The 25,827-nt window shown below is 61.8% G+C and carries 25 protein-coding genes; 11 read left to right on the top strand and 14 right to left on the bottom strand.

What is annotated here, in order from left to right; translation table 11 throughout:
• Positions 1 to 22: 22 nt before the first annotated feature.
• Both RA29_RS10445 and RA29_RS10440 read right to left on the bottom strand, forming a co-directional pair.
• Entirely contained in the window at positions 23 to 1,297 is a 1,275-nt protein-coding gene (locus RA29_RS10445; protein ID WP_039685539.1) for an ABC transporter substrate-binding protein, read from the bottom strand.
• 92 nt (positions 1,298 to 1,389) lie between these two features.
• Positions 1,390 to 2,466 (bottom strand): branched-chain amino acid ABC transporter permease, encoded by a 1,077-nt coding sequence (locus RA29_RS10440; RefSeq protein WP_039685537.1) that lies wholly within the window; start codon positions 2,464 to 2,466, stop codon positions 1,390 to 1,392.
• A 126-nt stretch (positions 2,467 to 2,592) separates the two neighbouring features.
• Here RA29_RS10440 and RA29_RS10435 point away from each other — a divergent pair, with 126 nt between their 5' ends.
• Entirely contained in the window at positions 2,593 to 2,922 is a 330-nt protein-coding gene (locus RA29_RS10435; RefSeq protein WP_039685535.1) for a hypothetical protein, read from the top strand.
• Between the two features lie 60 nt (positions 2,923 to 2,982).
• Here RA29_RS10435 and RA29_RS10430 read toward each other — a convergent pair whose 3' ends face one another.
• The 3 genes from RA29_RS10430 to RA29_RS10420 are packed head-to-tail and all read right to left on the bottom strand — an operon-like array spanning position 2,983 to position 5,377.
• Positions 2,983 to 4,014, bottom strand: a complete 1,032-nt coding sequence (locus RA29_RS10430) for a branched-chain amino acid ABC transporter permease (RefSeq protein WP_039685533.1) — start codon at positions 4,012 to 4,014, stop codon at positions 2,983 to 2,985.
• Between the two features lie 3 nt (positions 4,015 to 4,017).
• On the bottom strand, positions 4,018 to 4,566 hold the full coding sequence (locus RA29_RS10425) for a hypothetical protein (protein ID WP_039685531.1): 549 nt from the start codon (positions 4,564 to 4,566) through the stop codon (positions 4,018 to 4,020).
• The gene (locus tag RA29_RS10420) at positions 4,559 to 5,377 is read right to left on the bottom strand and encodes an ABC transporter ATP-binding protein (protein ID WP_039685529.1); all 819 of its coding nucleotides are present in this window, start codon (positions 5,375 to 5,377) and stop codon (positions 4,559 to 4,561) included. Before RA29_RS10420 ends, RA29_RS10425 begins: the two co-directional genes overlap by 8 nt.
• A gap of 82 nt (positions 5,378 to 5,459) precedes the next feature.
• Between RA29_RS10420 and RA29_RS23210 the strand changes: the two genes are divergently transcribed.
• The gene (locus tag RA29_RS23210) at positions 5,460 to 5,624 is read left to right on the top strand and encodes a hypothetical protein (protein ID WP_193743511.1); all 165 of its coding nucleotides are present in this window, start codon (positions 5,460 to 5,462) and stop codon (positions 5,622 to 5,624) included.
• A gap of 188 nt (positions 5,625 to 5,812) precedes the next feature.
• Here RA29_RS23210 and RA29_RS10410 read toward each other — a convergent pair whose 3' ends face one another.
• Positions 5,813 to 7,783 carry an AMP-binding protein gene (locus RA29_RS10410; protein ID WP_039685526.1) on the bottom strand — a complete coding sequence of 657 codons (1,971 nt, stop codon included), beginning with the start codon at positions 7,781 to 7,783 and terminating at the stop codon, positions 5,813 to 5,815.
• Positions 7,784 to 7,969: 186 nt separating this feature from the next.
• Between RA29_RS10410 and RA29_RS10405 the strand changes: the two genes are divergently transcribed.
• Genes RA29_RS10405 through RA29_RS10395 form a run of 3 tightly spaced genes read left to right on the top strand, consistent with a single transcriptional unit; the run spans position 7,970 to position 10,806 of the window.
• A complete protein-coding gene (locus RA29_RS10405; RefSeq protein WP_039685524.1) occupies positions 7,970 to 9,862 on the top strand; it encodes a PAS-domain containing protein in 1,893 nt (630 codons plus the stop codon).
• Positions 9,859 to 10,560 carry a response regulator transcription factor gene (locus tag RA29_RS10400; RefSeq protein ID WP_039685522.1) on the top strand — a complete coding sequence of 234 codons (702 nt, stop codon included), beginning with the start codon at positions 9,859 to 9,861 and terminating at the stop codon, positions 10,558 to 10,560. Before RA29_RS10405 ends, RA29_RS10400 begins: the two co-directional genes overlap by 4 nt.
• 27 nt (positions 10,561 to 10,587) lie before the next feature.
• Positions 10,588 to 10,806, top strand: coding sequence for a WGR domain-containing protein (locus RA29_RS10395; protein ID WP_039685520.1), 219 nt, complete (start codon positions 10,588 to 10,590; stop codon positions 10,804 to 10,806).
• On the opposite strand, the gene RA29_RS10390 is transcribed toward RA29_RS10395, so the two are convergent.
• Together RA29_RS10390 and fdhF are read right to left on the bottom strand one after the other, a co-directional pair.
• Positions 10,791 to 11,993, bottom strand: a complete 1,203-nt coding sequence (locus tag RA29_RS10390) for a hydantoinase/carbamoylase family amidase (protein ID WP_039685518.1) — start codon at positions 11,991 to 11,993, stop codon at positions 10,791 to 10,793. The two genes, RA29_RS10395 and RA29_RS10390, sit on opposite strands and share 16 nt — an antisense overlap.
• A 102-nt stretch (positions 11,994 to 12,095) precedes the next feature.
• The gene (fdhF, locus tag RA29_RS10385; protein ID WP_039685995.1) at positions 12,096 to 14,861 is read right to left on the bottom strand and encodes a formate dehydrogenase subunit alpha; all 2,766 of its coding nucleotides are present in this window, start codon (positions 14,859 to 14,861) and stop codon (positions 12,096 to 12,098) included.
• 149 nt (positions 14,862 to 15,010) lie between these two features.
• On the opposite strand from fdhF, the gene RA29_RS10380 reads away from it, so the two are divergent.
• The 5 genes from RA29_RS10380 (at position 15,011) to RA29_RS10360 (ending at position 19,709) form a co-directional block, all read left to right on the top strand.
• On the top strand, positions 15,011 to 16,054 hold the full coding sequence (locus tag RA29_RS10380; RefSeq protein ID WP_052249584.1) for an AbrB family transcriptional regulator: 1,044 nt from the start codon (positions 15,011 to 15,013) through the stop codon (positions 16,052 to 16,054).
• 101 nt (positions 16,055 to 16,155) lie between these two features.
• Positions 16,156 to 16,809 carry a histidine phosphatase family protein gene (locus RA29_RS10375; RefSeq protein ID WP_039685516.1) on the top strand — a complete coding sequence of 218 codons (654 nt, stop codon included), beginning with the start codon at positions 16,156 to 16,158 and terminating at the stop codon, positions 16,807 to 16,809.
• 35 nt (positions 16,810 to 16,844) lie between these two features.
• Positions 16,845 to 17,456 (top strand): glutathione S-transferase family protein, encoded by a 612-nt coding sequence (locus RA29_RS10370; RefSeq protein WP_039685514.1) that lies wholly within the window; start codon positions 16,845 to 16,847, stop codon positions 17,454 to 17,456.
• Positions 17,453 to 18,517: a saccharopine dehydrogenase gene (locus RA29_RS10365; RefSeq protein WP_039685512.1), complete on the top strand. Its 1,065-nt coding sequence runs from the start codon at positions 17,453 to 17,455 to the stop codon at positions 18,515 to 18,517. The genes RA29_RS10370 and RA29_RS10365 overlap by 4 nt, the downstream gene beginning before the upstream one ends.
• Positions 18,518 to 18,575: 58 nt before the next feature.
• Positions 18,576 to 19,709, top strand: coding sequence for a saccharopine dehydrogenase C-terminal domain-containing protein (locus tag RA29_RS10360; protein ID WP_039685510.1), 1,134 nt, complete (start codon positions 18,576 to 18,578; stop codon positions 19,707 to 19,709).
• A 56-nt stretch (positions 19,710 to 19,765) separates the two neighbouring features.
• Here the strand turns inward: RA29_RS10360 and RA29_RS10355 are convergent, their stop codons facing one another.
• The 6 genes from RA29_RS10355 to RA29_RS10330 all read right to left on the bottom strand — a co-directional run bounded on the left by RA29_RS10355 (position 19,766) and on the right by RA29_RS10330 (position 25,070).
• Positions 19,766 to 20,089, bottom strand: coding sequence for a DUF3775 domain-containing protein (locus RA29_RS10355; RefSeq protein WP_039685508.1), 324 nt, complete (start codon positions 20,087 to 20,089; stop codon positions 19,766 to 19,768).
• A 372-nt stretch (positions 20,090 to 20,461) separates the two neighbouring features.
• Positions 20,462 to 21,199 (bottom strand): SDR family NAD(P)-dependent oxidoreductase, encoded by a 738-nt coding sequence (locus tag RA29_RS10350; RefSeq protein ID WP_039685506.1) that lies wholly within the window; start codon positions 21,197 to 21,199, stop codon positions 20,462 to 20,464.
• Complete coding sequence (locus RA29_RS10345; RefSeq protein ID WP_039685504.1) at positions 21,196 to 21,777, bottom strand: DUF3833 domain-containing protein; 582 nt, start codon at positions 21,775 to 21,777, stop codon at positions 21,196 to 21,198. Before RA29_RS10345 ends, RA29_RS10350 begins: the two co-directional genes overlap by 4 nt.
• 1 nt (position 21,778) lies before the next feature.
• A complete protein-coding gene (locus tag RA29_RS10340) occupies positions 21,779 to 23,014 on the bottom strand; it encodes an MFS transporter (protein WP_039685502.1) in 1,236 nt (411 codons plus the stop codon).
• Entirely contained in the window at positions 23,011 to 23,772 is a 762-nt protein-coding gene (locus RA29_RS10335; protein WP_039685500.1) for a DUF1365 domain-containing protein, read from the bottom strand. Before RA29_RS10335 ends, RA29_RS10340 begins: the two co-directional genes overlap by 4 nt.
• Positions 23,769 to 25,070: an FAD-dependent oxidoreductase gene (locus RA29_RS10330; protein WP_039685991.1), complete on the bottom strand. Its 1,302-nt coding sequence runs from the start codon at positions 25,068 to 25,070 to the stop codon at positions 23,769 to 23,771. Before RA29_RS10330 ends, RA29_RS10335 begins: the two co-directional genes overlap by 4 nt.
• A 230-nt stretch (positions 25,071 to 25,300) precedes the next feature.
• Between RA29_RS10330 and RA29_RS10325 the strand changes: the two genes are divergently transcribed.
• Positions 25,301 to 25,825 (top strand): sigma-70 family RNA polymerase sigma factor, encoded by a 525-nt coding sequence (locus RA29_RS10325; protein ID WP_193743520.1) that lies wholly within the window; start codon positions 25,301 to 25,303, stop codon positions 25,823 to 25,825.
• Positions 25,826 to 25,827 lie beyond the last annotated feature (2 nt).

The following is a 25,827-nucleotide window of genomic DNA, read 5'->3' as shown; positions in this document are numbered from 1 at the left end:
GCTGCCGCCGGGATGTGAGGGCTTAGCAGCCCGCTTCGATGTTGTTCTCGCTCGCGTAAGATGCGCTGTCCGCGTCGATCAGCGGCTGGATGACCTCCATATCCGTCTCGGCGAAGTCAGAGATGAGCGACCATGTGCCCGCCGACGCATCCCACTGGGTCATGCCAATCAGGCCCGGGCCACCGTGGTTTTCGCACGACACGCTGAAGGACGGACCAAAGCCCGGCAGACCAAGTTCAGCCATCTTGGCCTCGGTGATCTCCAGCGCCTCCATGCCATCGCGCATCATGGCTGGCGTGATCTCGGCCGTGCTGTGGATTTCCTGCGCGGTCTTGGCAGCCTCGGCCGCCAGCATCGCAGCATAAAGGCCACGGTTGTAAAGCACCGTGCCGATCTGGTCGCCAGCACCCGCGGCCTTGCCCGCATCGACAACATATTTCTGGATGTCATCAAAGACGGGGAAGTCGCTGCCCACACCGTGGAATGTCAGCGCCTTGTAGCCGTTCGCTGCGTCACCCGCAGGAAGCACGTCATTCTCAGATCCGGACCACCAGATGCCGATGAAGTTCTCCATCGGATAGCGGATGTTGGCCGCTTCCTGGATCGCCACCTGGTTCATGACGCCCCAGCCATACATGATGACATTGTCGGGACGTTCGCGACGGATTTGCAGCCATTGCGACTTCTGCTCCTGACCGGGGTGATCCACGGCCACCAGCATCAGCTCAAAGCCGTGCTTTTCCGACAGCTCTTCGAGCGTGCGGATCGGCTCCTTGCCATAGGCGGAGTTGTGGTAGACCAACGCGATCTTCTTGCCCGCGATGTCACCCTGGCTCATCAGGTAGTTGATGGCACCCGACGCCCCGTTCCAGTAGTTGGCAGGGTAGTTGAACGTGTGGCTGAACACTTGGCCGTTCGCGGCAGAGGTCCGGCCATAGCCCATGGTGTGCATCGGAATGCCGTCAGCGGTCGTCTTGGGGATCAGCTGGTAGGTGATGCCGGTCGACAGCGGTTGATAGACCAGCGACCCTTCGCCCTTGGTCGCCTCGTAGCATTCCACACCCTTCTCGGTGTTGTAGCCGGTCTCGCACTCCAGCACACGGGTTTCCACGCCACCGATGCCGCCGTCGCGCTCGTTCAGCAAGGTGAAGTAGTCGGCATAACCGTCCGCAAAGGGAATACCCCCCGCAGCATATGGCCCGGTCCGGTAGCTCAAGCTTGGGAACACGAGGTCCGCCATCACCGGGCTGGCCGCCATCACGGCTGCGACGGCATAGGTGCCTAGTTTGTATTTCATCGGTAATTCCTCCCTAATGGTTATCCGATGCGAGCCATCCGGCCCATCCGTAGGGTGGGGTTTCACCCCACCATTCTTGGCAACCGCCCCCGTCAATGCGGGAACGGCCACAATCTCAGTTTCTCCTTGGCCACGCGCCACAGCTGCGCCAGTCCGTGCGGTTCAAGGATCAGGAACATGATGATCAGGCCGCCCACGATCACAAGCTGGAAATGCGCAACAATGTCCGTCGGCCAACCCAGCAAGTCCACGCCTACGATCTTCAACACGACAGGCAGGACCACAAGGAACGCCGCCCCGGCAAAGGAGCCGAAGATCGACCCGAGTCCGCCGATGATGATCATGAACAGGACAAGGAATGACTTGGTGATGCCAAAGACCTCACCCACCTCGACCGCGCCCAAATAGACGGCAAAGAACAACGCACCCGATATGCCCACAAAGAAGGACGACACGGCAAAGGCGGTCAGCTTGGCCTTCAGCGGGTTCACCCCGATGATCTCGGCCGCGATGTCCATGTCACGGATCGCCATCCACTCCCGGCCCACGGACCCGCGCGTCAGGTTCCGCGCCAAAATGGCTGCCCCGACAGTAAAGACCAGACAGAACAAGTAGGTCGCCCAGGCCTCGGTATTCGGGCCGGTCACTTCGATGCCGAACACGGTGCGCTCTGGCGCATTGATCTGGCCAGAGGCCGAGTAGTTGTAGAACCACGACACCTTGTTGAAGAGCCAGACAAGAAAGAACTGCGCCGCCAGCGTCGCCACAGCCAGATAAAACCCCTTGATCCGCAAGCTGGGCAAACCAAACAGCGTGCCCACCATGGCCGTGATCCCACCGGCGAGGATCACATGGAAGAAGATGTTCACATCCGGAAAGGCCGTCATCAGCTTGTAACAGGCATAGGCCCCCACAGCCATGAACCCCCCGGTGCCAAGGCTCACCTGCCCGCAATAGCCCGTCAGGATGTTCAGCCCGATCGCCGCGATGGCGTAGATCAAAAACGGCAAAAAGATCGAATTGACCAGATAATCGGTCATGACAAAGGGCATGACCAACACGGCCACAGCCAGCACGACGTAGTAGCGATACCGGTCGAACTTGATCGGGAAGGTCTGGCTATCCTGCGGATATGTGGTCGAAAAATCGCCCGCCTCACGATAGAACATTATGCCATTCCTCCTGCCCGGCGCATGGTGAACGCGCCTTTTACCATCATCCCGGTTTTCCGCGTTTCGCCACATTTCCCGCCCGCGCCCATGGCAGACTGGCCACGGGTAAATGGAGTGGGATCTATGACCGCGATTCTGGACGACATCCGTCGTCTCGATGCCGCGCACGCGCGGGGTGAGTTGAGTGCTGTCGATCTGGCAGCGGAAAAGGCCAAGCTGTTCGAGGCGATACCGGACGCCGACGACGTATATGTCGCAGCACCAGCACGCGAACCGCCGCGCCGGACACAGTCCCGGCTGGGGCAAACGCTGCTGCTGTGCATCTTCGTTCTGACGTTCTGCGCAGGCGCCACGATGCTGCTGACAGGCGACCTCATGCTGGCGATGACGCTGTCGGTGACAGTGCTGGCCGCGCTGACAGTCGCGCTGTTCCGCCAACTGGACGACGGATAAGAAGGCGAAGGGCGGGTGGGTGTCGTGAGGCCAAGCCTCACGCAGTCACCCGGCCGCAGATCACACACGCTCAATGATCTTCTCCCCAAACAGGCCCTGCGGGCGGAACACGAGGAAGATCAGCGCCAGCACATAGGCAAACCAGTTCTCGGTCGCGTTCATGGTAAAGCCAAAGAGCGCCCCGGCGAGGTCGCCTGAGGACATGAAGAACTCGAACAGCTTCTCGCCCACACCAATGATCAGGCCACCCACAATGGCACCAGGGATGGACGTGAAACCACCAAGCATCAGCACCGGCAACGCCTTCAAGGCGATCAGCGACAGCGAAAACTGCACGCCCGATTTCGCCCCCCACATGATGCCCGCCACCAGCGCGACAAAGCCCGCAACCGACCACACCAAAATCCAGATGTAGTTCAGCGACACACCGACCGACAAAGCCGCCTGGTGGTCATCGGCCACGGCCCGCATCGCACGCCCCTGCTTGGTGTATTGCGAAAAGATCACCAACGCCGTCACCAGCAGGATCGCGATGATCGTCGCCGTAATATCCAGATTGTCGATAAAGAACCCGTAACCAAACAGGTTGTACGTCGCCTCATCAATGGCCACGTTGATCCCCTGCGGCAGACAGGCCCCCTCGGCCAGACACACATCCAACTTCTTGATCTCGGACCCCCACATCAGGTCAGCCACACCTTCCAGCAGGTACGCGAGCCCGATGGTCGCCATGAACAGAATGATCGGCTCTTGCCCCACGAGATGCTTGAAGATGAACCGCTGTACCATCCATGCCAGCAGGATCATGACCAGCACGGTCAGGATGATCGCAATGATCGAATGCACCTCCCACCCAAAATGGTGGATCTTGGTCCCGAAAATCGCGTTGATCAGATGGGCAAAGGGCACCTGCCCCGACTGGATGCCCACCAGCGTCATCGCCGCAAACAGCGCCATCACGCCCTGGGCAAAGTTAAAGATGCCCGACGCCTTGAAGATCAGGACAAAGCCCAGCGCCACAAGGGCATAGAGCACCCCGGCCATCAGACCGTTCAGGAACACCTCACTGGCATAGATCAGTTGATCCGACATCTCTTACCCCTTCCATCCCATGGAGCTGCAGAACGCAGCTGCGGCTGGTCCCGTCGTGGCCGCAAACACGACGCGATCCCCGTCACCTGCATTGAACAGCAGGTAAATGTCGGGCGCGTCCGCGGTGCAATTGGCATAGGCCCGCTGCAGCGGCGGAAACTTCAACTCCACCAACCCGTTAGAACGCAGCCGCGCATCCGCCCCGATCCACCCTGTCGTGTTGAACTGCGGCCATTTCGGCGACTTCGGCCCCGACCCGCTGCACGTCCATGTGCCGGGCGTCGTCGAGTTGCCTCGCGAGTGATCAAAGCTGACGGCAAAGTCGAACCCACCGCCAGCCCCCTGCGGATAAACGACGGTCATCTTGATCCCGCCCTCATCCTCATCCACGTCAAGCGGCGCCACCTGCGAGGTCCAAACAGTGGTCGGCAGCGCCGCGATGTACCGCGCGCATTCGCCTAGGCCCGCCTCAAACAGCGCCTGATCCTGCGCCTGCGCCAACCCGGCCCAGGACAGCGTAACAAGCGCGAATGACACCAAGCGCCTAGTCATGCGACACCCCAAGATAGGCGTCGATCACATCCTGATTGTTGCGCACCTCGTCAGGTGAGCCATCCCCGATCTTCTTGCCGTAATCCATCACGACCACGCGGTCAGACAGGTCCATCACCACGCCCATATCGTGTTCAATCAGCGCAATCGTGGTCCCAAACTCATCATTCACGTCGAGGATAAAGCGGCTCATGTCCTCTTTCTCCTCCACGTTCATCCCGGCCATCGGCTCATCCAAAAGCAACAGCGAAGGCTCAGCAGCCAACGCCCGCGCCAACTCCACCCGCTTTTTCAACCCATAAGGCAGCCGGGCAACGGGTGTCTTGCGGATGGCCTGAATCTCCAAGAAATCGATAATCTTTTCAGCCACTTCCCTGTTGGCTGTCTCCTCCGCCTCAGCCTTGCCTCGCCAGATCGACTGCGCCCACAAACCAGTCTTCATATGGGTCAGCCGCCCCGTCATGACGTTATCGAGCACGGTCATCCCCTCGAAGAGCGCAATGTTTTGGAACGTCCGCGCAATCCCCTGCCGCGCCACCTCAAAGGGCTTCATCGGCGGCCGCGGCGCGCCTTTGTAATACACCTGCCCCTCCTGCGGGATGTAGAAGCCCGAAATGACGTTCAGCATGGATGACTTACCAGCGCCGTTCGGCCCGATGATCGCGCGAATCTCCCCCTCGCGAATGTCGAACGAGATGTCCTTGATCGCCTCGACCCCGCCAAAGCGCAGGGTGATGTTCTTCATCTCCATCACCACGCCACCAATCTTGCGGCCATCGGCAGTGACGTATCCTTCGGCCTGATCAAGCATGAACTGCCTCCATCGCCCGCGCGGTCAGCGGGATGTTAACCATTTTATGCGCAAGCTCAGACATCGCCTCGGAGGGCTCACAATGTTTGATGCACTTGAACGCCGCTACCTGCTGAAACTCGCATTTGATTGCCGCCGAAAGGGGCTGAACGCCACGGACACCCGCAAGATCATGCGGCGCAACATCGGCTATTTCACCGGCGACAACCGCCTGACCTGCGCGGTGCGACATGTGTTCAAGGACTAGGGTCGGCGGCTCCGCCCATTCGAACCTGAAACCCTCCGCCGGAGGCTTTCCACGACGGTCCCCATTCCCTGTTTCAAAAAAATCCCCCCCGGAGGGCCGGTCCGCCACAAGTCCCCCGCGCCAAACATGACGCGCCATACGGGATGGCGGGCGGGGCGATGGCGCAGCCGAGCGTCGCACCGACATCCTCATTCCGCCGCCATCTTCTGCGCCACGGCGGACGTCACAGCCGACCGGATCTCCAACGTCGCCGAAATCGACCCCTTGCGCCCGTCCTCGTAGGTCACCTCGGTCACCGTCGATACCTCGGACGATCCATCATAGAGCGCAGTGATGATGTCTGCGTACTTCTCCTCGATGATCCGGCGGCGCACCTTGCGGGTACGGGTCAACTCGCCATCGTCGGCATCCAGTTCCTTGTGCAGCACGACAAAGCGATGCACCTGGCAGCCCGACAGCATCTCGTCCTCAGCCACCGACCGGTTCACCTCTTCCACGTGGTCCGTGATGGTCGCTAAAACCTGCGGATGCCCCGCCAGTTCCTGATAGGACGCATAGGCAATGTTGTTCCGCTCCGCCCAATTGCCCACGGCGGTCAGATCAATGTTGATGAACGCCGTGCATTCATCCCGCCCATTGCCAAAGACCACAGCCTCCAGAATGTTCGGGAAAAACTTCAGCTTGTTCTCGACATATTTCGGCGCAAAGAGCGCACCTGACGCCATCTGCCCCACATCCTTGGCCCGGTCGATGATCCGCAGATGCCCGGTATCTTCCTCGATGAACCCGGCATCGCCCGTCGCGACCCAGCCCTCGGCATCCTTGGTGTCGGCCGTGCTTTCCGCGTTCTTGTAATACTCCACGAACACACCCGGCGAGCGGTAGAACACCTCGCCATTGGGCTCGATCTTCAACTCCACACCGGGACATTTCACCCCAACAGTATCGCTGCGCACCTCACCATCGGGCTGCGCTGTGATGAACACGGTCGCCTCGGTCTGACCGTAAAGCTGCTTCAGATTGATGCCCAAAGACCGATAGAAATCAAAAATCTCCGGCCCAATCGCCTCACCCGCGGTATAGCCGACGCGCACCCTCGAAAACCCAAGCGTGTTTTTCAGCGGCCCATAAACCATCAACTCGCCCAGCGAGTACTTCAGCCGATCCACAAGCCCTACAGATTTGCCATCCAGAATGGCGGGGCCAACCTTCCGCGCGTGATCCATGAAGTAATGGAACATCTTCTGCTTGAACGCGCCCGCATCCTCCATGCGGATCATCACGTTGGTCAGTTGCCCCTCAAACACGCGCGGTGGTGCAAAGTAATAGGTCGGTCCGATTTCACGCAGGTCCACATGCATCGTGTCCGCACTTTCCGGGCAATTCGTGCAGAACCCCGACCACAGCGCCTGCCCCACGGAAAAGATGAAATCCCCTACCCAAGCCATCGGCAGATAGGCCAGAATGTCATCGCTCTGGCGCAATCCATCGAACTCCGACGACGACTTCGACGTCTCGATCACATTGCGGTTGCTCAGCACCACGCCCTTCGGCTTGCCCGTGGTCCCCGAAGTATACAGCATCACACATGTGCTGTCGTAATCCAGCGCCGCAATCCGCTTCGCCATCTCCGGCGCCAACTCGTCCCGCTTGGCCCGTCCCGCATCCTGCACATGGCTATACTGATGCAGCTTCGAATGATCGTATTTCCGCAACCCCCGCGGATCGAGGTAGATCATCTGCTCAAAACCGGGCAGTTGCCCCTGCACTTCGATGACCTTGTCGACCTGCTCCTGATCACCCGCAATGACAAAGCGCGCGCCCGAATGATCAAGGGTATAGGCCATCTCCTCCGCCGCCGCGTCCTGATACAGCGGCACGGGGATCGCCCCCGCCATCTGCGCCGCCATCATCGACCAGTAAAGGTAGGGCCGGTTGCGCCCGATCACAGCGATATGGTCACTGGGCTGCACCCCAAGGTCGATCAGCCCAAGCGCCAGCGCCTCGACCTCTTCCAGCGTCTCGGCCCACGTCCAGCTTTGCCAGATGCCGAATTCCTTCTCGCGATAGGCCGGGGCCGATCCGAATTCCTTGGCATTTCGATGTAACAGCGCAGGAACGGACACCAGTCCGTTCGCGCCTTCAGGCGACTTGACCACGAATGTTCCTCCCGAGCGCCCCCTCCCCGGGGCGCACATGATCGCTTTGACGATTCTTACACGTCTAAGGATGTCCGGTTCACGCTGCGCGTCAACTTTTTCCTGATGTTTTCCCAATCCTTACGAATTGTAACAGCCCACCAGCAGCCGTTGTGCGCGCCGCAAATCCAGTGCTAGCCATAGATCATGGCACAAGATCACACCGCATCCCTGACGGCCTCCGGCCTCAACCTGATCGCGCAAGCGCTCACGATCTATGATCAGGACCTGCGCCTTGCCGTATGCAACGCACCCTTCCAACAGATGTTCGACCTGCCCGACGCGCTGGTCACCCCCGGTTCGACCTTTCGCGAGACGATCACTCACCTCGCCAAGCGCGGCGAATACGGCCCCATCGACGATCTAGACAGCTTCGTGCAGGAACGCATCGACCAGGCCCTCGCGTTCGAGCCGCACTACATGGAACGCACCCGCGCCAATGGCCGCACGATCAGTGTTGAAGGCTCGCCGCTCCCCCAAGGCGGCTGGGTCACCGTCTACACCGACATCTCGCACACCAAGTCGCAAGAAGCGCTGCTGCGCGCCCGCGCCACCGAACTCAGCGATCAGGTCCTGCAACACACCGAAGCGCTCAGCTCAACCAACCGCCAACTCGCCGGAACCGTCTCCGCACTCGAAGAAGCCAAACGACAACTGACAGAAACCGAGGCCCGCACCCGCCTGACGACCGAAATGATGCCCGCCCACATCGCCCATGTGGACGCCACCGGGCACTACACCTACTCCAACAGACGGCTCAGTACGGTCATCCCCAACCGCCCGTCCGAAATCGTGGGCGAACACATCTCCGACGCGCTCGGCACCTTCGCCTATGGACGCATCGCATCCAACCTCGCCCGCGCCTATCAGGGCGAGGCGTCAGTCTTCGAATTCACCGATGAAGCCAGCGCCAGACGCATCCGTGTGGCCTTTACCCCCGAAACCTCGGGCGGCGTCTACATCCTCTCCATGGACATCACCGAAGAAACGCAAGCCCGCGTCGCCCTACAACAAAACCGCCGCCGCACGCTGGCCGCCCAGATGACATCGGGCATGGCGCACGACTTCTCAAACCTGCTGACCATCATCCTCGGCCTGCAGTCCAAACTATCACGTATGGAAGGCCTCCCCCAAGGTGCCAGCGACCTGATCGAAGGCACGCTTTCAGCCACAAGACGCGGCGGCGAGCTTCTCAATGCCATCGCCGACATGACCGCAGGCCGCGCCATGCGCCCCGCCGCCACAGACATCGAAACCCTGCTGGCAGACGTCACCACCATGGCGCAATCCACCCTGCCACCGGGCCTCACGCTCAGCACCTTCACCACCGTCACCGGCCCCCACATGCTCGACCCCGGATTGGTCAAGGACAGCCTCCTGAACCTCATCCTCAACGCCCGCGACGCCTGCGGAACGAACGGGGAAATCACCCTGACGGCCCGCCCCGTCCACGACACATGGCTCGAATTCGTCGTCACCGACACCGGCCCCGGCTTTTCCAACGACGCGCTCGAACACGGCTTCGACCCGTTCTTCACAACCAAGGGGTCCGAAGGCTCCGGCATGGGCCTGCCCATGGTCTACGACATGACCAAACGCGCGGGCGGCGATCTGAAACTCGGCAATGGCGACGTCGGCGCGCAGGTGCGCCTGCGCCTGCCGCTACGCCCCGCCCCGCAACTCGCCGGTGCCCTCGTGCTGCTGGTCGAGGATGACCCCGATCTCCGCCAACACTACCGCGACCTCCTGATGGGCATGGGCCACGCAGTCATCGAAGCCGCAGGCGTGGACGAAGCCATTGCTCTTACCGCCGACCTTCCCGACATTGGGCTTGTTCTGTCCGACATCAACCTCGGCTCCGGCACCCGCACAGGCATCGACCTTGCCACCCAACTGAACGGCAGCCTGCCGGTGATCCTGATGACCTCCCTCCTGCCCAGCGACCCGACCTTCCAGACAGCAACGCGCACGGCACCGGTCCTGCGCAAACCGTTCGAAGCCTCAGACCTCGCCGCCCTTCTGCAAGCAGACGCCGCATGACCCAGCCCCTTGTCACCATCCTCGACGACGAACCAGCGATCCGCACCATCCTCGCCGACGCACTGGAAGAGGCAGGGTTCCGCACCCTCTCCTTCTCCCGCGCCTCGTCCTTCGAAGCAGCACTCAAAACCCACAAGCCCGACGTGTGCCTGGTCGACCTCGGCCTGCCAGACACCGACGGGCTGACACTCGTCCACAAACTCGCCCTCGAACAAGGGGCCGCGGTCATCATCATCTCGGGCCGCGCCCAAGTGCAGGACCGTGTGACCGGGCTCGAACTCGGGGCAGACGACTACATCATCAAACCGTTCGATCCGGCCGAGGTGGTCGCCCGCATCCGCGTCCGCCTGCGCACGCCCAAAGCCACAACACAAACCGGCCAGATCGCCAATTTCAACGGCTGGACCGCCTCCTTCGACAGCTACACGCTGACCGACGACCAAGGCAGCGAAACCCCCTTCTCCCATGCTGAGGGCGAAGTGCTCCGCCTCTTCCTCGACGCGCCCAAGCGACTGATCAGCCGTGCCCAGATGCAGGAAATGCTGGGCGGCGGCGCAGGCGACAGCTTTGACCGGGCCATGGACGTGCGCATCAGCCGCCTGCGGACAAAACTGCGCGAAGACCCGAAAAACCCTCGCCTGATCAAAACGATCTATGGCGCCGGTTACATCTTTCTGGGCGATGTGCAGTGGACATGAGGTTTCAACCCGTGGCAGAATCGCCCTATGGTCGAAGCGCTCCTTTACCGTTCTGACGACGCCCGGTTCTACCGGGTCGAAATCACGTTCAACCTCTTCGCCGAAGCCTCCGTGGTCATCGAATGGGGCGTCAAAGGTGGCAAACCCTGCCGCCGCATCACCTGCCACAGCGACCTGCGCGCGGCCTCCACCGCCGCCGACCGCTACCGGCAACGCGCGCTCAGACGGGGCTACGCCAAAGCCTGAAGCCCCGCCGCATGGGCCAGCACCCGCAGCCCTGCGACAAGATCGGCTTCATCCGTATCTTCCTCAAACGCATGGCTGATCCCGCCAATGGACGGCACAAACAGCATCGCCACCGGCAGCACCCGCGCCACATTGGTCGCATCGTGCAGCGCCCCCGACGGCATACGCCGCCATTTGCCGGGCACCACAGCCTCCGCCCCCATCTCCAACCGCGCGCGCAGATCGGCATCCATCGCCACAGGCTCCAACCCCAACAGCGGCCCCATCTCGACACCCAGGTCCATCTCACCCGCCACCTCGGCCAAGGTCTCCTCGATCACCGCCTCCATCCGCGCCAAACGGTCCGCATCCCCATCCCGCCACTGCATCGAAAACCGCACCTGCCCCGGCACGATGGATGACGCATTGGGCGCCACAGCCACATGCCCGATGGTCCAGACCGATGACGGCGTGACCACATTCCGCAACCGCTCATTCAACCGACTGGAAAAAGCCACAAGCCCCTGAAACGCATCCCGCCGCAGCGACATCGCGGTCGTCCCCGCATGATTCTGCTGCCCGGTCAGCGTGATGACCCGATCCCGAATACCAACAATATCCGTCACAACGCCAATCTGCTCACCCGCAGTATCCAGCGTCGCCCCCTGCTCGATATGCAACTCGACAAACCCGGTGAACCGCCCCGGATCAACAGGCGCCTCAACCCGGTCCCCGACAACCCGGCGCGCATCACCCAGCGCCACACCCTCATGATCCACCAGCGCATCCGCCTCAGCCAAGGACAACCCACCAGACCACACATTCGACCCGGTGGTCACCCCATAGCGCCCCTCTTCATCCTGAAAGGACACAACCGAAACCGCAGGCCCACCAGCCTCAACACTGGCCCGCGCAACCTCCAAAGCAGCCACAACACCCAGCGCCCCATCCAGCCACCCGCCCTGCGGCTGACTGTCCGAATGCGACCCAAGCAGCAGCGAAGGCTCCTCCGCCAACCCAAACAGATTCCCCATCGCATCGAAACTCGGCTCAAGCCCAGCCTCAGCCATCCGCGACGCCAACCAGTCCCGCGCCGCCATGTCAGCCTCCGAATACGCAGGCCGCACCACACCCTTGCCCACACCCGACGCCCCAAAAGACCGCAGCGCATGCAAATCCGCCAAAAACCGCTCAGAATTCAACGCCACCGCAATCCCCTTCTTCTGACCAGAAATACCACGGGGAGCGCGAGGGGCAGAGCCCCTCGTCAGCAAAAATAGATCGCGCGCGCCGTCAGGCGCACATCTGGATCACTCCGCCGCCACAGCCCCGGCGACCGCTTCAACGCGCACAGCCGAAAACTTGAACTCTGGGATCTTGCCATAAGGATCGACGGCCGGGTTCGTCAGAATATTCGCCGCCGCCTCCACATAAGCAAAGGGCAAGAACACCATATCCGGCGACACCGCGCGATCCTCACGCGCCATGATCTCGATGGACCCCCGCTTGGTCGTCAAACGCACCATATCCCCCGGCACAGCCCCCAGTTTCCGCAACGTCGACGGGTGCAACGAACAATTCGCCTCCGGCTCCACCGCATCCAGCACGGTGGCACGGCGGGTCATGGACCCGGTATGCCAATGCTCCAACTGCCGCCCCGTCGTCAGGATCATCGGATACTCCGCATCCGGCACATCATCCGGCGCAATCACAGCCGCAGGGGTAAACCGCGCGCGCCCCTCAGGCCGCGGGAACCCATCACCAAACACAATCGCCTGCCCCGGATCTTCCGGGCTCAAGGACGGATAGGTGACAGCATTCTGCCCCTCCAACCGCTCCCACGTAATGTTGTCGAGCGACTTCATGTTCAGCTTCATCTCGGCAAACACATCCGCCGGGCTCTCATAGGCCCAGCCCAGACCCAACCGCTTGGCCAGCTCCACCTCGATCCACCAGTCTTCCTTGGCCTCGCCCGGGGGTGGGACCGCAGGCCGCCCCATCTGCACCTGACGGTTCGTATTGGTCACGGTCCCCGTCTTCTCGGCAAAGGCACTCGCGGGCAGAATGACATCGGCATAGTTCGCCGTCTCGGTGATGAAAATGTCCTGCACTACCAGATGATCCAGCTTTGCCAGCGCATCGCGCGCATGCTCTACATCCGGGTCCGACATCGCCGGGTTCTCGCCCAGAATATACATCGCCTTGATCTGATCGGCATGGACCGCATCCATGATCTCGGTCACGGTCAGCCCCTTCTCGTTCGAGAAGTCGCCGGAGCCCCAAACATCCGTGAACGCAGACCGCACGCCATCATCCGTCACCGTCTGATAGTCGGGCAGGAACATCGGGATCAGCCCGGCATCACTGGCCCCCTGCACATTGTTTTGCCCGCGCAGCGGATGCAGCCCGGCACCCGGCCGACCCACTTGCCCCGTCATCAGAGCCAGCGAAATCAGACAGCGCGAGTTGTCCGTCCCATGAATGTGCTGCGACACACCCATGCCCCAGAAGATCATGGCCGACTTCGCGCCAGCAAAAGTCCGCGCCACATCGCGCAGCACATCTGCCTCGATGCCACAAATCTCCGCCATCTTCTCAGGCGCAAAGCCCGCAAGGTGGTCCTTCTCCGCCTCCCAATTCTCGGTATAGGCGTCGATATACTGCTGGTCGTACAGACCTTCCTCGACAATCACATGCATGATGGCATTCAACATCGACACATCCGCGCCGGGCCGGAACTGCAGCATATGGCTGGCAAAGCGTTTCAGCGCCTGCCCGCGCGGATCCATGACAATCAGCTTCCCACCACGCTTGGTAAACTGCTTAAAATAGGTGGCGGCAACGGGGTGGTTCTCGATCGGGTTACACCCAATCGCAATCGCCACATCCGCATTCTCGATCTCGTTAAAGGTCGCGGTGACAGCCCCCGACCCCACATTCTCCATCAGCGCCGCAACAGATGACGCATGGCACAGCCGCGTGCAGTGATCGACATTGTTGTGGCCAAAGCCCTGCCGGATCATCTTCTGAAACAGGTAGGCTTCCTCGTTGGTACACTTCGCCGACCCAAAGCCAGCCACCTCGCGGCCCCGGCCCTTCAACCCGTTCGCCGCAAAATCCAACGCCTCGTCCCAGGACGCTTCCCGGAAATGGGTCGACCAATCGCCGGGGTCCACATTCAACCCCTTGGCAGGCGCATCCTCCCGCCGGATCAGCGGCTTGGTCAGACGGTGATCGTGATGAATATAGTCAAAACCAAAGCGGCCTTTCACACAGAGCCGGCCTTCATTCGCAGGGCCATTGATCCCCTCGACATACTTGACCTTGCCGTCCTTCACCTTCAGCGACACCTGACAGCCCACGCCGCAGAATGGACAAATGCTCTCGACCTCGCTGTCGTAGTCCTTGCTGTCCCCAACCTGCGCGTCATCCACAACCGTGGACGGCATCAAAGCACCCGTCGGACAGGCTTGCACACACTCGCCACAGGCCACACAGGTGCTCTCGCCCATCGGGTCAGCAAAATCGAAAGTCGGATAGGCATCATGCCCCCGCCCCGCCATGCCGATCACATCGTTGACCTGCACCTCACGGCACGCCCGCACGCACAGCCCACACTGAATACAGGCATCGAGGTTCACAGACATCGCCACGTGGGAATCGTCCAGCAGCGGAATCCGCCCCTCTTCCAGCTTCGGAAACCGGCTCTCTGACACACCGTTCATCTCCGCCATGTCCCAAAGATGCGCGGACTTGTCATGCGCCACATCCCGCTCGGGCTGATCGGCCACCAGCATCTCGACCACCATCTTGCGCGCACTCTCCGCCCGCGCCGAATTGGTCGTCACAACCATCCCCTCGGACGGCTCGCGAATGCACGAGGCGGCCAAAACCCGCTCGCCTTCAATCTCAACCATGCAGGCGCGGCAGTTGCCATCCGGGCGATACCCCGGCGCAGGCTTGTGACACAGATGCGGGATCACCAGACCGCGACCATGGGCCACTTCCCAAATGGTCATGCCAGCCTCGGCCTGCACTTCCTGTCCATCCAGCGTGAACGTCACCATATCCGACATCTGCCGCATCTCCCTGTTCTGCCTTAGATATAGGAGAGCGCGCGCAATCCCGTGACTCCCAATCCCGACACCGCACCCCGGTTTTGCGCCATCAAGGTTTCCGATCCGCAACCATTGCTCACCCCCGGCAACAGAGGTAGCCAAAGGGCATGCTCGCACGTCCTTCCCCCGACAGCCTCCGCATCACCGCACAAACACTCATCGTCGGCGCCATCGGCGCAGGAATCGCCGAAGCCATCGGCGCCCCCATCGCCGTGCTCACAGGCCCCGCCCTGCTGGTTAGCCTTGCGGCCCTCGCAGGCCTGCGCACGGGCATCGACGACACGGTGCGCAACCTCGTCTTCCTGCTGGTCGGCGTCTCCATCGGCAGTGGTGTGGACAGCAACGCAACGGCGGCCATGCTGCGCTGGCCCCTCGCCTTCGCCGCCCTCGGGCTTATGCTCTGGGCCACGCTCTGGCTGTGCGGACGGCTCCTGCACCACGGCTTCGGCCTCGACAAACGCAGCGCCTATCTCGCCGCCGCACCGGGTCACCTCAGCTTCGTGGTGGGCCTCTCCACCGGCCTCAACCTCGACACCACGCGCATCGTCGTCATCCAGTCCGTCCGGCTCCTCGCGCTCACCCTCACGGTCCCGGCCATCGCCCTGGCCTTCGGCTTCGAACTCACCGGACAGGTGCTACCCCCCGGGCCTCCCATGGCATGGAGCCACCTCGGCCTTCTCCTCATCGCAGGCCTCGCCCTCGGCTACGCACTCGACAAGATCGGCCTGCCCGCCCCGCTCCTGATCGGCGGCATGGTCGCCTCCGCCCTCGGCCACGCGACCGAGGTGACACCGGGCGTCATGCACCCCTGGCTCAGCTATGCAGGCCTGATGACGGTCGGCACGCTCATCGGCGCACGGTTCAACGGCATCACCCGCCGCGCCCTCGCCCAATCGCTCCTCGCAGGGCTCACCGTCACCACGCTCACCGTCCTCATGGCGCTCGCCGCCGCACTCCCGGTGGCCTACACCCTCGGCTTCGACCCCACCCACGTCCTCATCGCATTCGCCCCAGGGGGCCTGGAGACCATGATCGCCATGGGCGTCGTCCTCGGCGCAAACCCCGGCTTCGTCGCCGCGGCCCACGTCGCCCGCCTCCTCTTCCTCACAATCCTCCTCCCGGCCTTCGTCGGCCGCCTCCAACGCACCTGATCCAGTCTTCATCTTGCAAAATAAACTCCCGCCGGAGGCTCCCACCCTTCCCACAGGCACACCGCCAGCCTAGAACAAGAACAACAAATCAACAGGCACCCATGTCCCACATCACTCTTATCCGTCACGGCCAGGCCAACACCCATGCCAAGGACGAAGCCAGCTACGACCAGCTCTCCGCCCTCGGCCACCAGCAGTCGGCATGGCTGGGTGACCACATGCGGTCCACGCACCAGCACCACACAAGGCTCTACACCGGCACCCTGCGCCGCCACCGCGAAACAGCGAGCGGCATGGACACGGGGATGAGGGCCACCGAAGACCCGCGCCTGAACGAACTTGAATACTTCACCATGGCGCAAGCGCTGGAAACCGAACACGGCATCCCGGTGCCAACAGCCCCCTCGGAGTTCGTCCACCACTTCCCCAAAGTGCTGGCCCATTGGCAGGACGACAAACTCGACAACGTGCCCGAACGGTTCTCCGACTTCGAAAAACGGATCAAGGACGCCCTGACGGAAATCGGCCAAGGCGACGGCCCCGCCCTCGTCGTCACCTCGGGCGGCCTCATCGCCATGAGCATGCGGCTCCATCTCGGCCTGGAAGTCAGCGCCATGGCCAACGTCGCGCTCGCAATCATGAACACCTCTATGCACCGCCTACACCCGATCGGCGGCACATGGTCGCCCGTGATGTTCAACGCGGTCCCCCACCTCGAACACCCCGACCGCCATCATGCGCAGACGCATGTATAAGGTCGAACGCGCAAACCCATGTCTAAAGGGCCAAGATGAAACTCTACTACGCCACCGGCACCATCTCGATCGCCGTCGCCATCGCACTGGAAGAGGCAGGGCTGGACTACGACACCCACCAACTCCACTTCGCCGCGGGCGACCAGCAGTCCCCCGACTACGCCAAGGTAAACCCCAAGGGCCGCGTCCCCGCCCTCGACGTGAACGGCACGATCCTCACCGAAACCGGCGCGCTGCTCGACTATATCTCGTCGCTGGCCCCCAACCTCATGCCCACCGACCCGATCGAAGCAGCCAAGGCGCGCAGCGTCATGTACTACCTCGCCTCCACCATGCACGTGAACCACGCCCACAAAATGCGCGGCCACCGCTGGGCGGACAACGAAGCAAGCTGGCAGGACATGACAGCCAAGGTCCCCGAAACCATGACCGCCTCGGCCCAATTCGTCGAAGCAGACTGCCTCACCGGCCCCTACATCCTCGGTGACACGTTCACGCTGGCCGACGCCTACCTCTTCATGGTCTGCACATGGCTGCCGGGCGACGGTGTCGACCTCGCCCCCTTCCCCAAACTCCGCACCTTCATGGACGCGATGGAAGCGAGACCAAGCGTCAAAACCATCCGCGCCAAAGGAATGCTCGGATGACACATCTCTGGGTCCGCGCCGAACAACGCACCAACGAAGACCGCGTCGGCCTCACCCCCGAAGGCACCGCCAAACTCATCGCCGCCGGGATCAAGGTCACGGTCGAAGACAGCCAAACCCGCTGCATCCCCACCGACCGCTACGCGCAGGCAGGGGCCACAATCGCCCCCGAAAACACATGGCCCAGCGCGCCAGATGACGCCATCATCTTCGGCCTCAAGGAACTGCCCGAAGACGGCACGCCGCTGCCCCACAAACACATCATGTTCGGCCACGCCTACAAGGGCCAGCCCGCGGGCCAAATCCTCCTGCAACGGTTCAAGGCAGGTGGCGGCACCCTCTACGACCTCGAATACCTCGTGGACGAACAGGGCAAACGGGTCGCAGCCTTCGGCTATTGGGCAGGCTACGCAGGCGCGGCAGTCGCCCTAAAATGCTGGATCGCCCAGCAACGCGGCCAGATCGCAGGCCCGGTCCAGGCCTACCCCAGCTCCAACCACCTGCTGGCCGAACTCCAATCCGACCTCGTCGCCACAGGCACCCAGCGCCCGACGGCCCTCATCATCGGCGCATTGGGCCGCGTCGGCACGGGGGCGGCCGACCTCTGCACCGTCATGGGCGTCCCAACGACCAAATGGGACATGGCAGAAACCAAACACGGCGGCCCCTTCCCCGAAATCGCGCAGCACGACCTCTTTTTCAACTGCATCCTGGCGCGCCCCGGCACACCGGTCTTCGTGCCTGCCGACGCGCCCCACAAGCCACGCAAACTGACCGTCATCGGCGACATCGCCTGCGACCCCGACAGCGACTTCTCCCCGATCAAAGTCTACGACCGCACCACGACATGGGACGCCCCAGCCCTCCGGGTGCACGACAGCCCACCGCTTGACGTCACCGCCATCGACAACCTCCCCTCCATGCTCCCGGTGGAGTCGAGCGAAGACTACGCCGATCAACTCCTGCCCAGCCTCCTGACCCTCACCGACCTCACCACAGACGTCTGGGGCCGGGCCAAGGCAACCTTCGATCAAGCCACACAATCCGTTTCTTCTGACTGAAAATACCACGGGGTCTGGGGTGGAACCCCAGTCCAACCCCCAACAAAGGACTCACCCCATGACAATCCACTGGTGCGGCACCGGCCTCTCCGCCATCCCCGGGCTCAAACGATTGATCGAACTGGGCTACCCGGTCACAGTCTGGAACCGCACTGTGAGCAAGGCGCAAGACGCCATCGGCAGCTATACGCAAGACATCCGCGCCTTCGACCTCGCGGCACTCAAGGCCGCCCTGCAACCGGGCGACACCGTCGTCTCCATGCTGCCCGGCGACTGGCACGTACCGTTCGCGCAAGCCGCTATCGACGCGCACGCGCACTTCGTCTCCTCCAGCTACATCGCCCCCGAAATGCGCGCACTGGATCAAAAGGCCGAGGAAGCAGGCGTCGCACTGGTCAACGAGGTCGGCCTCGACCCCGGCATCGACCACCTGATGGCGCACCACCTCGTCGCGGCCTACCGCAACTCGGGGGCCTATGACGACACCAACCGGATCAGCTTCAAATCCTATTGCGGCGGTGTCCCCAAACACGCCAACGCCTTCCGCTACAAATTCAGCTGGGCCCCGGTCGGCGTGCTCAAAGCCCTCAAATCCCCGTCCAAATCCATCCGCGCCGGCGAAGAACTCACCGTCTCCAAACCCTGGGACGCGATCACCAGCTACTCCGCCCCCCTGCCGCAGCCAGAGACGTTCGAGGTCTACCCAAACCGCGACAGCCTCCCCTTCATGGCCGAATACGGCTTCGACCCGAAATGGGAAGTACACGAGTTCGTCCGCGGCACCCTGCGACTGAACGGCTGGGCGGACGCATGGAAAGACGTCTTTGCCGAGATTGAAACCAACCCAAGCGACGCGCGGTTGGCGGAAATGTCCGACGCGATGCTGGCCGAGAACAGCTATGCAGAGAGTGAGCCTGACCGCGTGATCCTCTGCGTCGATCTCAAGGCGGAAAACGCGACAGGCACCGCATGGCACCAGACCTATGTGATGGATGCCTGGGGCGACGCACGCGGCACCGCCATGGCGCGGCTCGTGTCGATCCCGGTGTCATTGGCCGTGCAGGCAGCCCAGGGAGGAGCAATAAAACCCGGCGTCCACGCAGCGCCCTCCGACGGGCACCTCGTCGCCAACTGGATGGACGAAATCAGCCGCCTCGCCCAGCACCTCGCCATCGTCGACCACACGGCGTAAGGCGGGGTTCACCCCGCTGCGTGAACGGTAAGGTGGGTTTTCAACCCACCACACCCTCACCGCAAAAGCGCATCCTCATCATCCCCAAGCGGCAGGCCCAACGCCTCCATCCCCGCCTCAAGATGATCAGTGAAATGCGGCGTCCCGAGCAGGTAGTCGGCACAGGGCGTGGTCGCTTCAGACTCGGCGGTATGCAGCGCCTCGTTCCAATCATCGGGCTCGAACGCACCGCGCCCAACCCACATGATGGCGATCAGTTCGGCCTGTTCGTCCGTATCCAGCCGGTCGATCAGCCCACGCAACTCCGCCTCGGCCCGCTCCAACTCGCGACCCATCAGCACCACCTGCGCCACAACGGCGCGCTCAATCTCAAGCTCCATGGCTCACCTCCTGACACGACCTTTGCGCACAGCAGGCCCCCAAGCCTTGATCCGGATCAAATGGAGGCGCCACACGCCCTCTTCATCTTGCCAGAAAAATTCCTCCGGCGGGCCGTTTCGCCCGCAGCGCATGGATGTAAACAAAGAGTAAAGCGGCCTAGTTAAACCTTAACGACCGGCCTTTCTGAACAAGGCGTTAACCCCCGCGGGCCAGCCAAAACGCGCAGTTTTCAAACCAAAATGTGCGGTTTCACAAAGCCAGCCAGAAAAGGCCGTGAATCCACCCGCCAAAAACACGCAGTTTCAAAGGCAAAATGTGCAATTTACCCGATCTTAACCACCGAACGCCCCATTAACCCCGGCGCACGGTGCTCAGGCAAAAATCCGGTAATACAACCAATCCGGCAGAAACTGGGACCCGCGAAACAGCAGCGAAAAGAAGGTCGGAAAACTCTTCTTGAACCCATCCGTCAGCATGTGCTCGAACATCTCACGCGCCGCCTGTTCCGGCTCCATGATGAACGGCATCTTGAAGTCATTCTTGTCCGTCAGCTGCGTCTTGATAAAGCCCGGATTGGCCACCTGCACCCGCACGCCCGTGTCTCGCAGATCAGCATACATGCACTCCGCCAGAGACATCGTCGCGGCCTTCGACGCAGTATACCCAATCGACCCCGGCAGCCCCCGAAAACCCGTCAAGGACGAGGTGATCACAATGTGCCCCGCGTCCTTTTCAACAAAGCCGGGAACCACCTGCCCGAGCACCCGCATAAAGCCGGTAAAGTTCACATCCGCCATGGCCGTGGCCTGCTCGGCATTCCACTCCTTGGCCGAAAAAGGCCAATAGATTCCGGCCAGTAGCACAATCCCATCGATCTCGCCCACGGCCTCGGCAGCAGCTTTCACGCTGTCATCATCCGCAATGTCGATGGTCTGATACGATGCCTTTCCCGGCAGCTCCTCGACCAGTTCTTTCAGCTTGTCCTCGCCCCGCGACGACACGATCACTTCGACCCCTGCGCGGCTCATGCAGTGGGCCAGCGCACGGCCCAAACCGTCGCCCGCGCCCACCAGCCAGTATCGTTTGCCCCCCAGGGTATTCTCAGTCATGCCACTTCTTTCAACTCTTCATTTGCGGGCCGCATGGTGGCGACCAGTTCAGCCACCTTGATCCCGAACTTCCGAAACTGCGACCGGTTCACGATGGTTCCGTTTGGCGCCAGATACATCCAGTCCACCGTATCCAGCACATGCCCACCCGACGCTTCCGGCAGGCGAAACTTGTACTTCAACTGCACCGAATTCCCGGACTGTTGCCCCGACCCGTCGCCCACAACATCATCCGCGCGTGCCAAAATCTTCCCATCGTTTCCGATGGTTAGACGCCATGCCCGCGTCTGCTTGGACCCGTCATCGTAGGTAAACACCTCGTCCATAACGCCGGTATTACCTTCCCACTTGCAGTCAAACTCACCGACAAACCGCGACGACACGCGCCCCGTCGGACCAAAAATCACGCCCTCGCAAATGATCGGACCATTCAGATGCGTACGGACATCGAATTGCGGTCCATTGCTCAGTGCGTAGTCTTCGGGGCTTTGGGCCAGAAAATCGGCATAGCGCGACTTGCTCCAACCCACAAACAAAACCAAGGCAATCCCCAACAGGGTGAAAATCAAACCGTCCATGTCACGTCTCCTTCAAATCTGTCGTGGCAAGCAGCGCGATGGCCACGACCTTGAGGCCACAAGGCACGGCTGCATAAAGCAGCGTGAGAAGCGTCAGCGCTTCGGGCGGATGGGTGGCTGCAGTGCTGTCAAACCCGGCCCGCTCCAACGCGGGCAGCAGGGTGACGGCAGCAAAAGCCAGGGTGAATTTCGAAACAAAGGCCCACAAGCCAAACCCTTCGGCGGCCGAGGGGCTGATACGTGCCATGCGGGTGGCAAACACGGCGGGCAGTACGGTCAGGTCCGCGCCCAAAGTTGCCCCCGACAGGGCGCAAATGATGGCAAACGCAACCCAGTCGCCCGGCCCTAGCGTGACGGCCCAGCCAAAGGCGCAAATGGCCAGAACCATGGCGCTCAGCAGCACGGGTTTTGGGCCGTAGCGCTCTGCCAAGCGCCCCCAGATCGGGGCGGCCAAGGCAGCGCATAGGAAGAACAGAAGCAGCAGCGGTCCCTCGAAGCCTGGCGCTTCTAACCTGCTCTCCACAAAGAACAAAAACAGGGTTGAGCTGACAGCAACAGGGGCCGCATTGACCAACGCGATCAGCAATAGCTTGCGCGCCAGCGCATCTCCCAGCACCGCTTTGAACCCCACCGACGGCGGCAGGCCTTCGCTCACCCACTCGCCCCGCATCATCACAATGGCGGCGAGCGCCAGAACAGCAAATCCAACCGCAAACCCGGCAAAGGGCGCGCCCATGAACCCGCCCAGCATGACCGGCGCAATCGCGGCGACACACACGCCCAAAAGCGCCCCGGTTTCCCGCCAGCGCGCAAGCATCAGATGCCCTTGCCCCGGCAGCCGATCCGCCTTGACCACCCCTTGGGCGTAGAAGTTGATGGTCAGGAAACTGAAGGCTGAAAAGACCCCCGTCAGCATCAGCGCAAACCAGATCAGCGGGGGCAAAAGCGGGGGCACCGCAAAGAGGCCCAGCATCGACAGCGCCATCACAGCGGACCCGATCCACACCGCCAAACCGCGGCGCGACCGCAGCGCCTCTGACAGCCTTCCAAACAGCGGATCCTGCACCACGTCCAAGAGCCGCAGACCAAACAAAACAGCCCCCAAAGCGGCTAGTGACACACCATACTCATCCACGTAAAACTTGGGCGCATGGATGTAGATCGGCAGCCCAGCCGCGCTCAGCAACGCGGCAAAGACCGCGTAGGCTGGCAAACGTGTGGGCTGCGCATTGCTCACCGCGACACCTCCTCCGACGGAGGGATGGGCCGGGCACGGTAGGTCGCGCGCTTCCACCACAGCTTGAGCGCCTGCCAATGGATCAGCGCCAGCACCCGGCGCGAGCCAAGCGGACGGCGCAGGGCCGCGCGCAGGATGGCGCGGTTGGTAAGGGCGCAGCGACGTCCCGTGAGCGTGGCAATCAACCCGCCCTCACCGTCTCGGGAATAGTCGATCCAGACACCAATCCGGTCATCGCGGATGTCGAACCGAAATTCATACCCGCCTTCAATGGGTTGGAAGGGGGAGACGTGGAATATCTTGGTCGCGCGCAGTCGGTCTTCGGCAGCTATGGGCCGCAGGTCCGGGTGGTTCACAAGATAGCTGTGGCGGTCGCCGAAGGTGTTTGTGACCTCGGCGATTACCGCGATCATTTCCTCATCCGCGCGACGGCACAGCCAGAAGCTGACAGGGTTGAAGACATGGCCCAGCACCTTTGGTTGCGCAAGCAACTCAATCCGCGCGACGCCTGTAATCTGATGCGCCTGCAGCACTTCGCGCACCCATGCAGCACCACGCCCGGCCTTGGGCGCACCGCCGTGGTCAGCATCGTCCAGCGCCATCAATCCGCGCTTGTTGCGGCCAAAGAGGCGCGGCAGACGCAGCTCCGCCTCTGCATCCAGCAGCATGTAATCCACGGTGTAGCGAAATGCGTTGTCGATGGCCCCTTTTCGCCCATGAAAGGTCACGCCCGCGATATGATCAACGGTCGCTGTCATTCCGCCGCAACCTGCATCTGCGGCGCGCGCAGCAGGGCGCGGGCGACATCAAGGCCGGAGGACAACCCATCCTCATGGAACCCGTGACGCATCCAGGCCCCGCAATACCACGTGTTGTCCGACCCGTTCATCGCGCGCACCTGCTCCTGCGCAGCAAGTGCCGCCAAATCATAGACCGGATGGCGCAGCACGGTCTGGTCATAGATCATCTCTTCGCGGATCGTGCGCTTGGTATTGAGCGTCACAAAGTGCATGTCGTCCATCGGGATGGGCTGCAGCGAATTGATCCAATAGGTCAGATCAATGCGGTCGGATTGCGCATCCTTGTCCTCGGTATAAACCCAGCTGGACCAGACCTGCCGATGCTCGGGCATGATGGCAGCATCGCGGTGCAAGACGACGTCGTTGGGCTGGTACTTCACGGCGCCAAGTGACGCCTGCTCCATCTCGGTCGGATCGGCCAGCAGCTTTAGGCTGTCATCAGAGTGGGTGGCAAAGACGACCTCGTCGAACATCTCCCACTCACCACCCCAAGCTTTGATTTGGGCGCCGCCTGCGGTGCGACGCACGGATTGCACGGGTGCGCCAAGGCGGATGTCCACGCCATTGCCCAGCATGGCGGCTTCAATCCGGCGTACATATTCGACGGACCCGCCATTCACCGTATACCACTGATGCTGGCCCGTATGGTTCAGCAGCGCGTGATTTTCAAAGAACTGGATCATGGCGTGGGCCGGGAAATCCATGATCTTTTCGATCGGCGTTGACCAGATCGCACCACTGAGCGGCAGTAGATAGTAATCCCGGAACCAGTCACCTGTGCCCATCACATCCAGGAATTGTGCAATGGTTCGGGTGCGATCTTCGTTGGCGACGCGGAGCGCATGTTTGTTGAAGCGAAGGATGTCGCGCACCATACCCAGGAACTTTGGGTTCAGCGCATTGCGGCGTTGGGCAAAAAGCGCATCGAGACTGGCCAACCCATACTCAAGCCGTCCGCCATCAATGGACGCACCAAAGCTCATATTCGACTTCACCACAGGCACATCCAACTCGGCAAACAGCTCTGCCATGTTGGGGTAGTTCGCGTAGTTAAAGACCAGAAACCCGGTGTCGACGGGCTGATCGCCGCGCTTGCCCGCCGTGATTGTACGCGCGTGGCCGCCCAGCCGCGGCTCGGCTTCGAACAGCGTAACGCGGTGGTCGGACGCCAGCGCATGGGCCGCGCCCATCCCTGAAATCCCGCCCCCGATGACGGCGATGCGTTTCGGTGCGGTTGGTGCGGTCTCAAATGGCATGATGTGCGGGGCCCTGTCGTCTTTCTGTTTCACCAGTATTTACGCAGGCATGACGCAACCGGATGCACAAAAACCAGAGTTTTATTTTTGATCCAAAAGGCTTTGTGTCGCGTAGACGGAATATGTTTGCGGGTTTAGACACGTCTGAAACAGATGCGCAGCCAGCCGTCGGGGCACTTCCGGGGGCGGCAACAGGACCGGCACTCATGCAAGACAGTGACGGGAAACGGATGCAGTGGGTCGACCACATGATCCGGATCCGCGACGATCAGGACCAGGCGGCGTTCGCCGCGCTGTTCGACCACTTTGCCCCACGGGTCAAAGGGTTCTTGATGAAGTCAGGCGCGGATGCGTCGCTGGCAGAAGAATGCGCGCAAGAGGTCATGGCGACCTGCTGGCACAAAGCGCACATGTTTGACCCCGCGCGGGCCTCGGTGGCGACCTGGATCTTCACCATCGCGCGGAACAGGAAAATTGACGTGCTGCGCAAGCAGCGCCGCCCCGAGCCCGAAGATCTGGGTTGGGGCCCCGAAGAAGAACCTGATCAGGCCGACGTGATGGCCTTGCAGCAGGAAAGCGAACAGCTGGGCCGGGCCATTGCCGAATTGCCCCCAGCCCAGCGGGAACTGATACAGAAGGCGTATTTCGGGGACCTGTCCCACAGCGAAATCGCCGATCAAACCGGTCTGCCCCTGGGCACGATCAAATCAAGAATTAGGTTGGCGCTGGAGCGATTGCGCCACACGATGAAGTGACG

Origin of the sequence: Tateyamaria sp. ANG-S1, assembly GCF_000814025.1 — a bacterium.
Classification (GTDB): Bacteria; Pseudomonadota; Alphaproteobacteria; order Rhodobacterales; family Rhodobacteraceae; genus Tateyamaria.
This window is presented reverse-complemented; position numbering and strand designations above follow the sequence as displayed.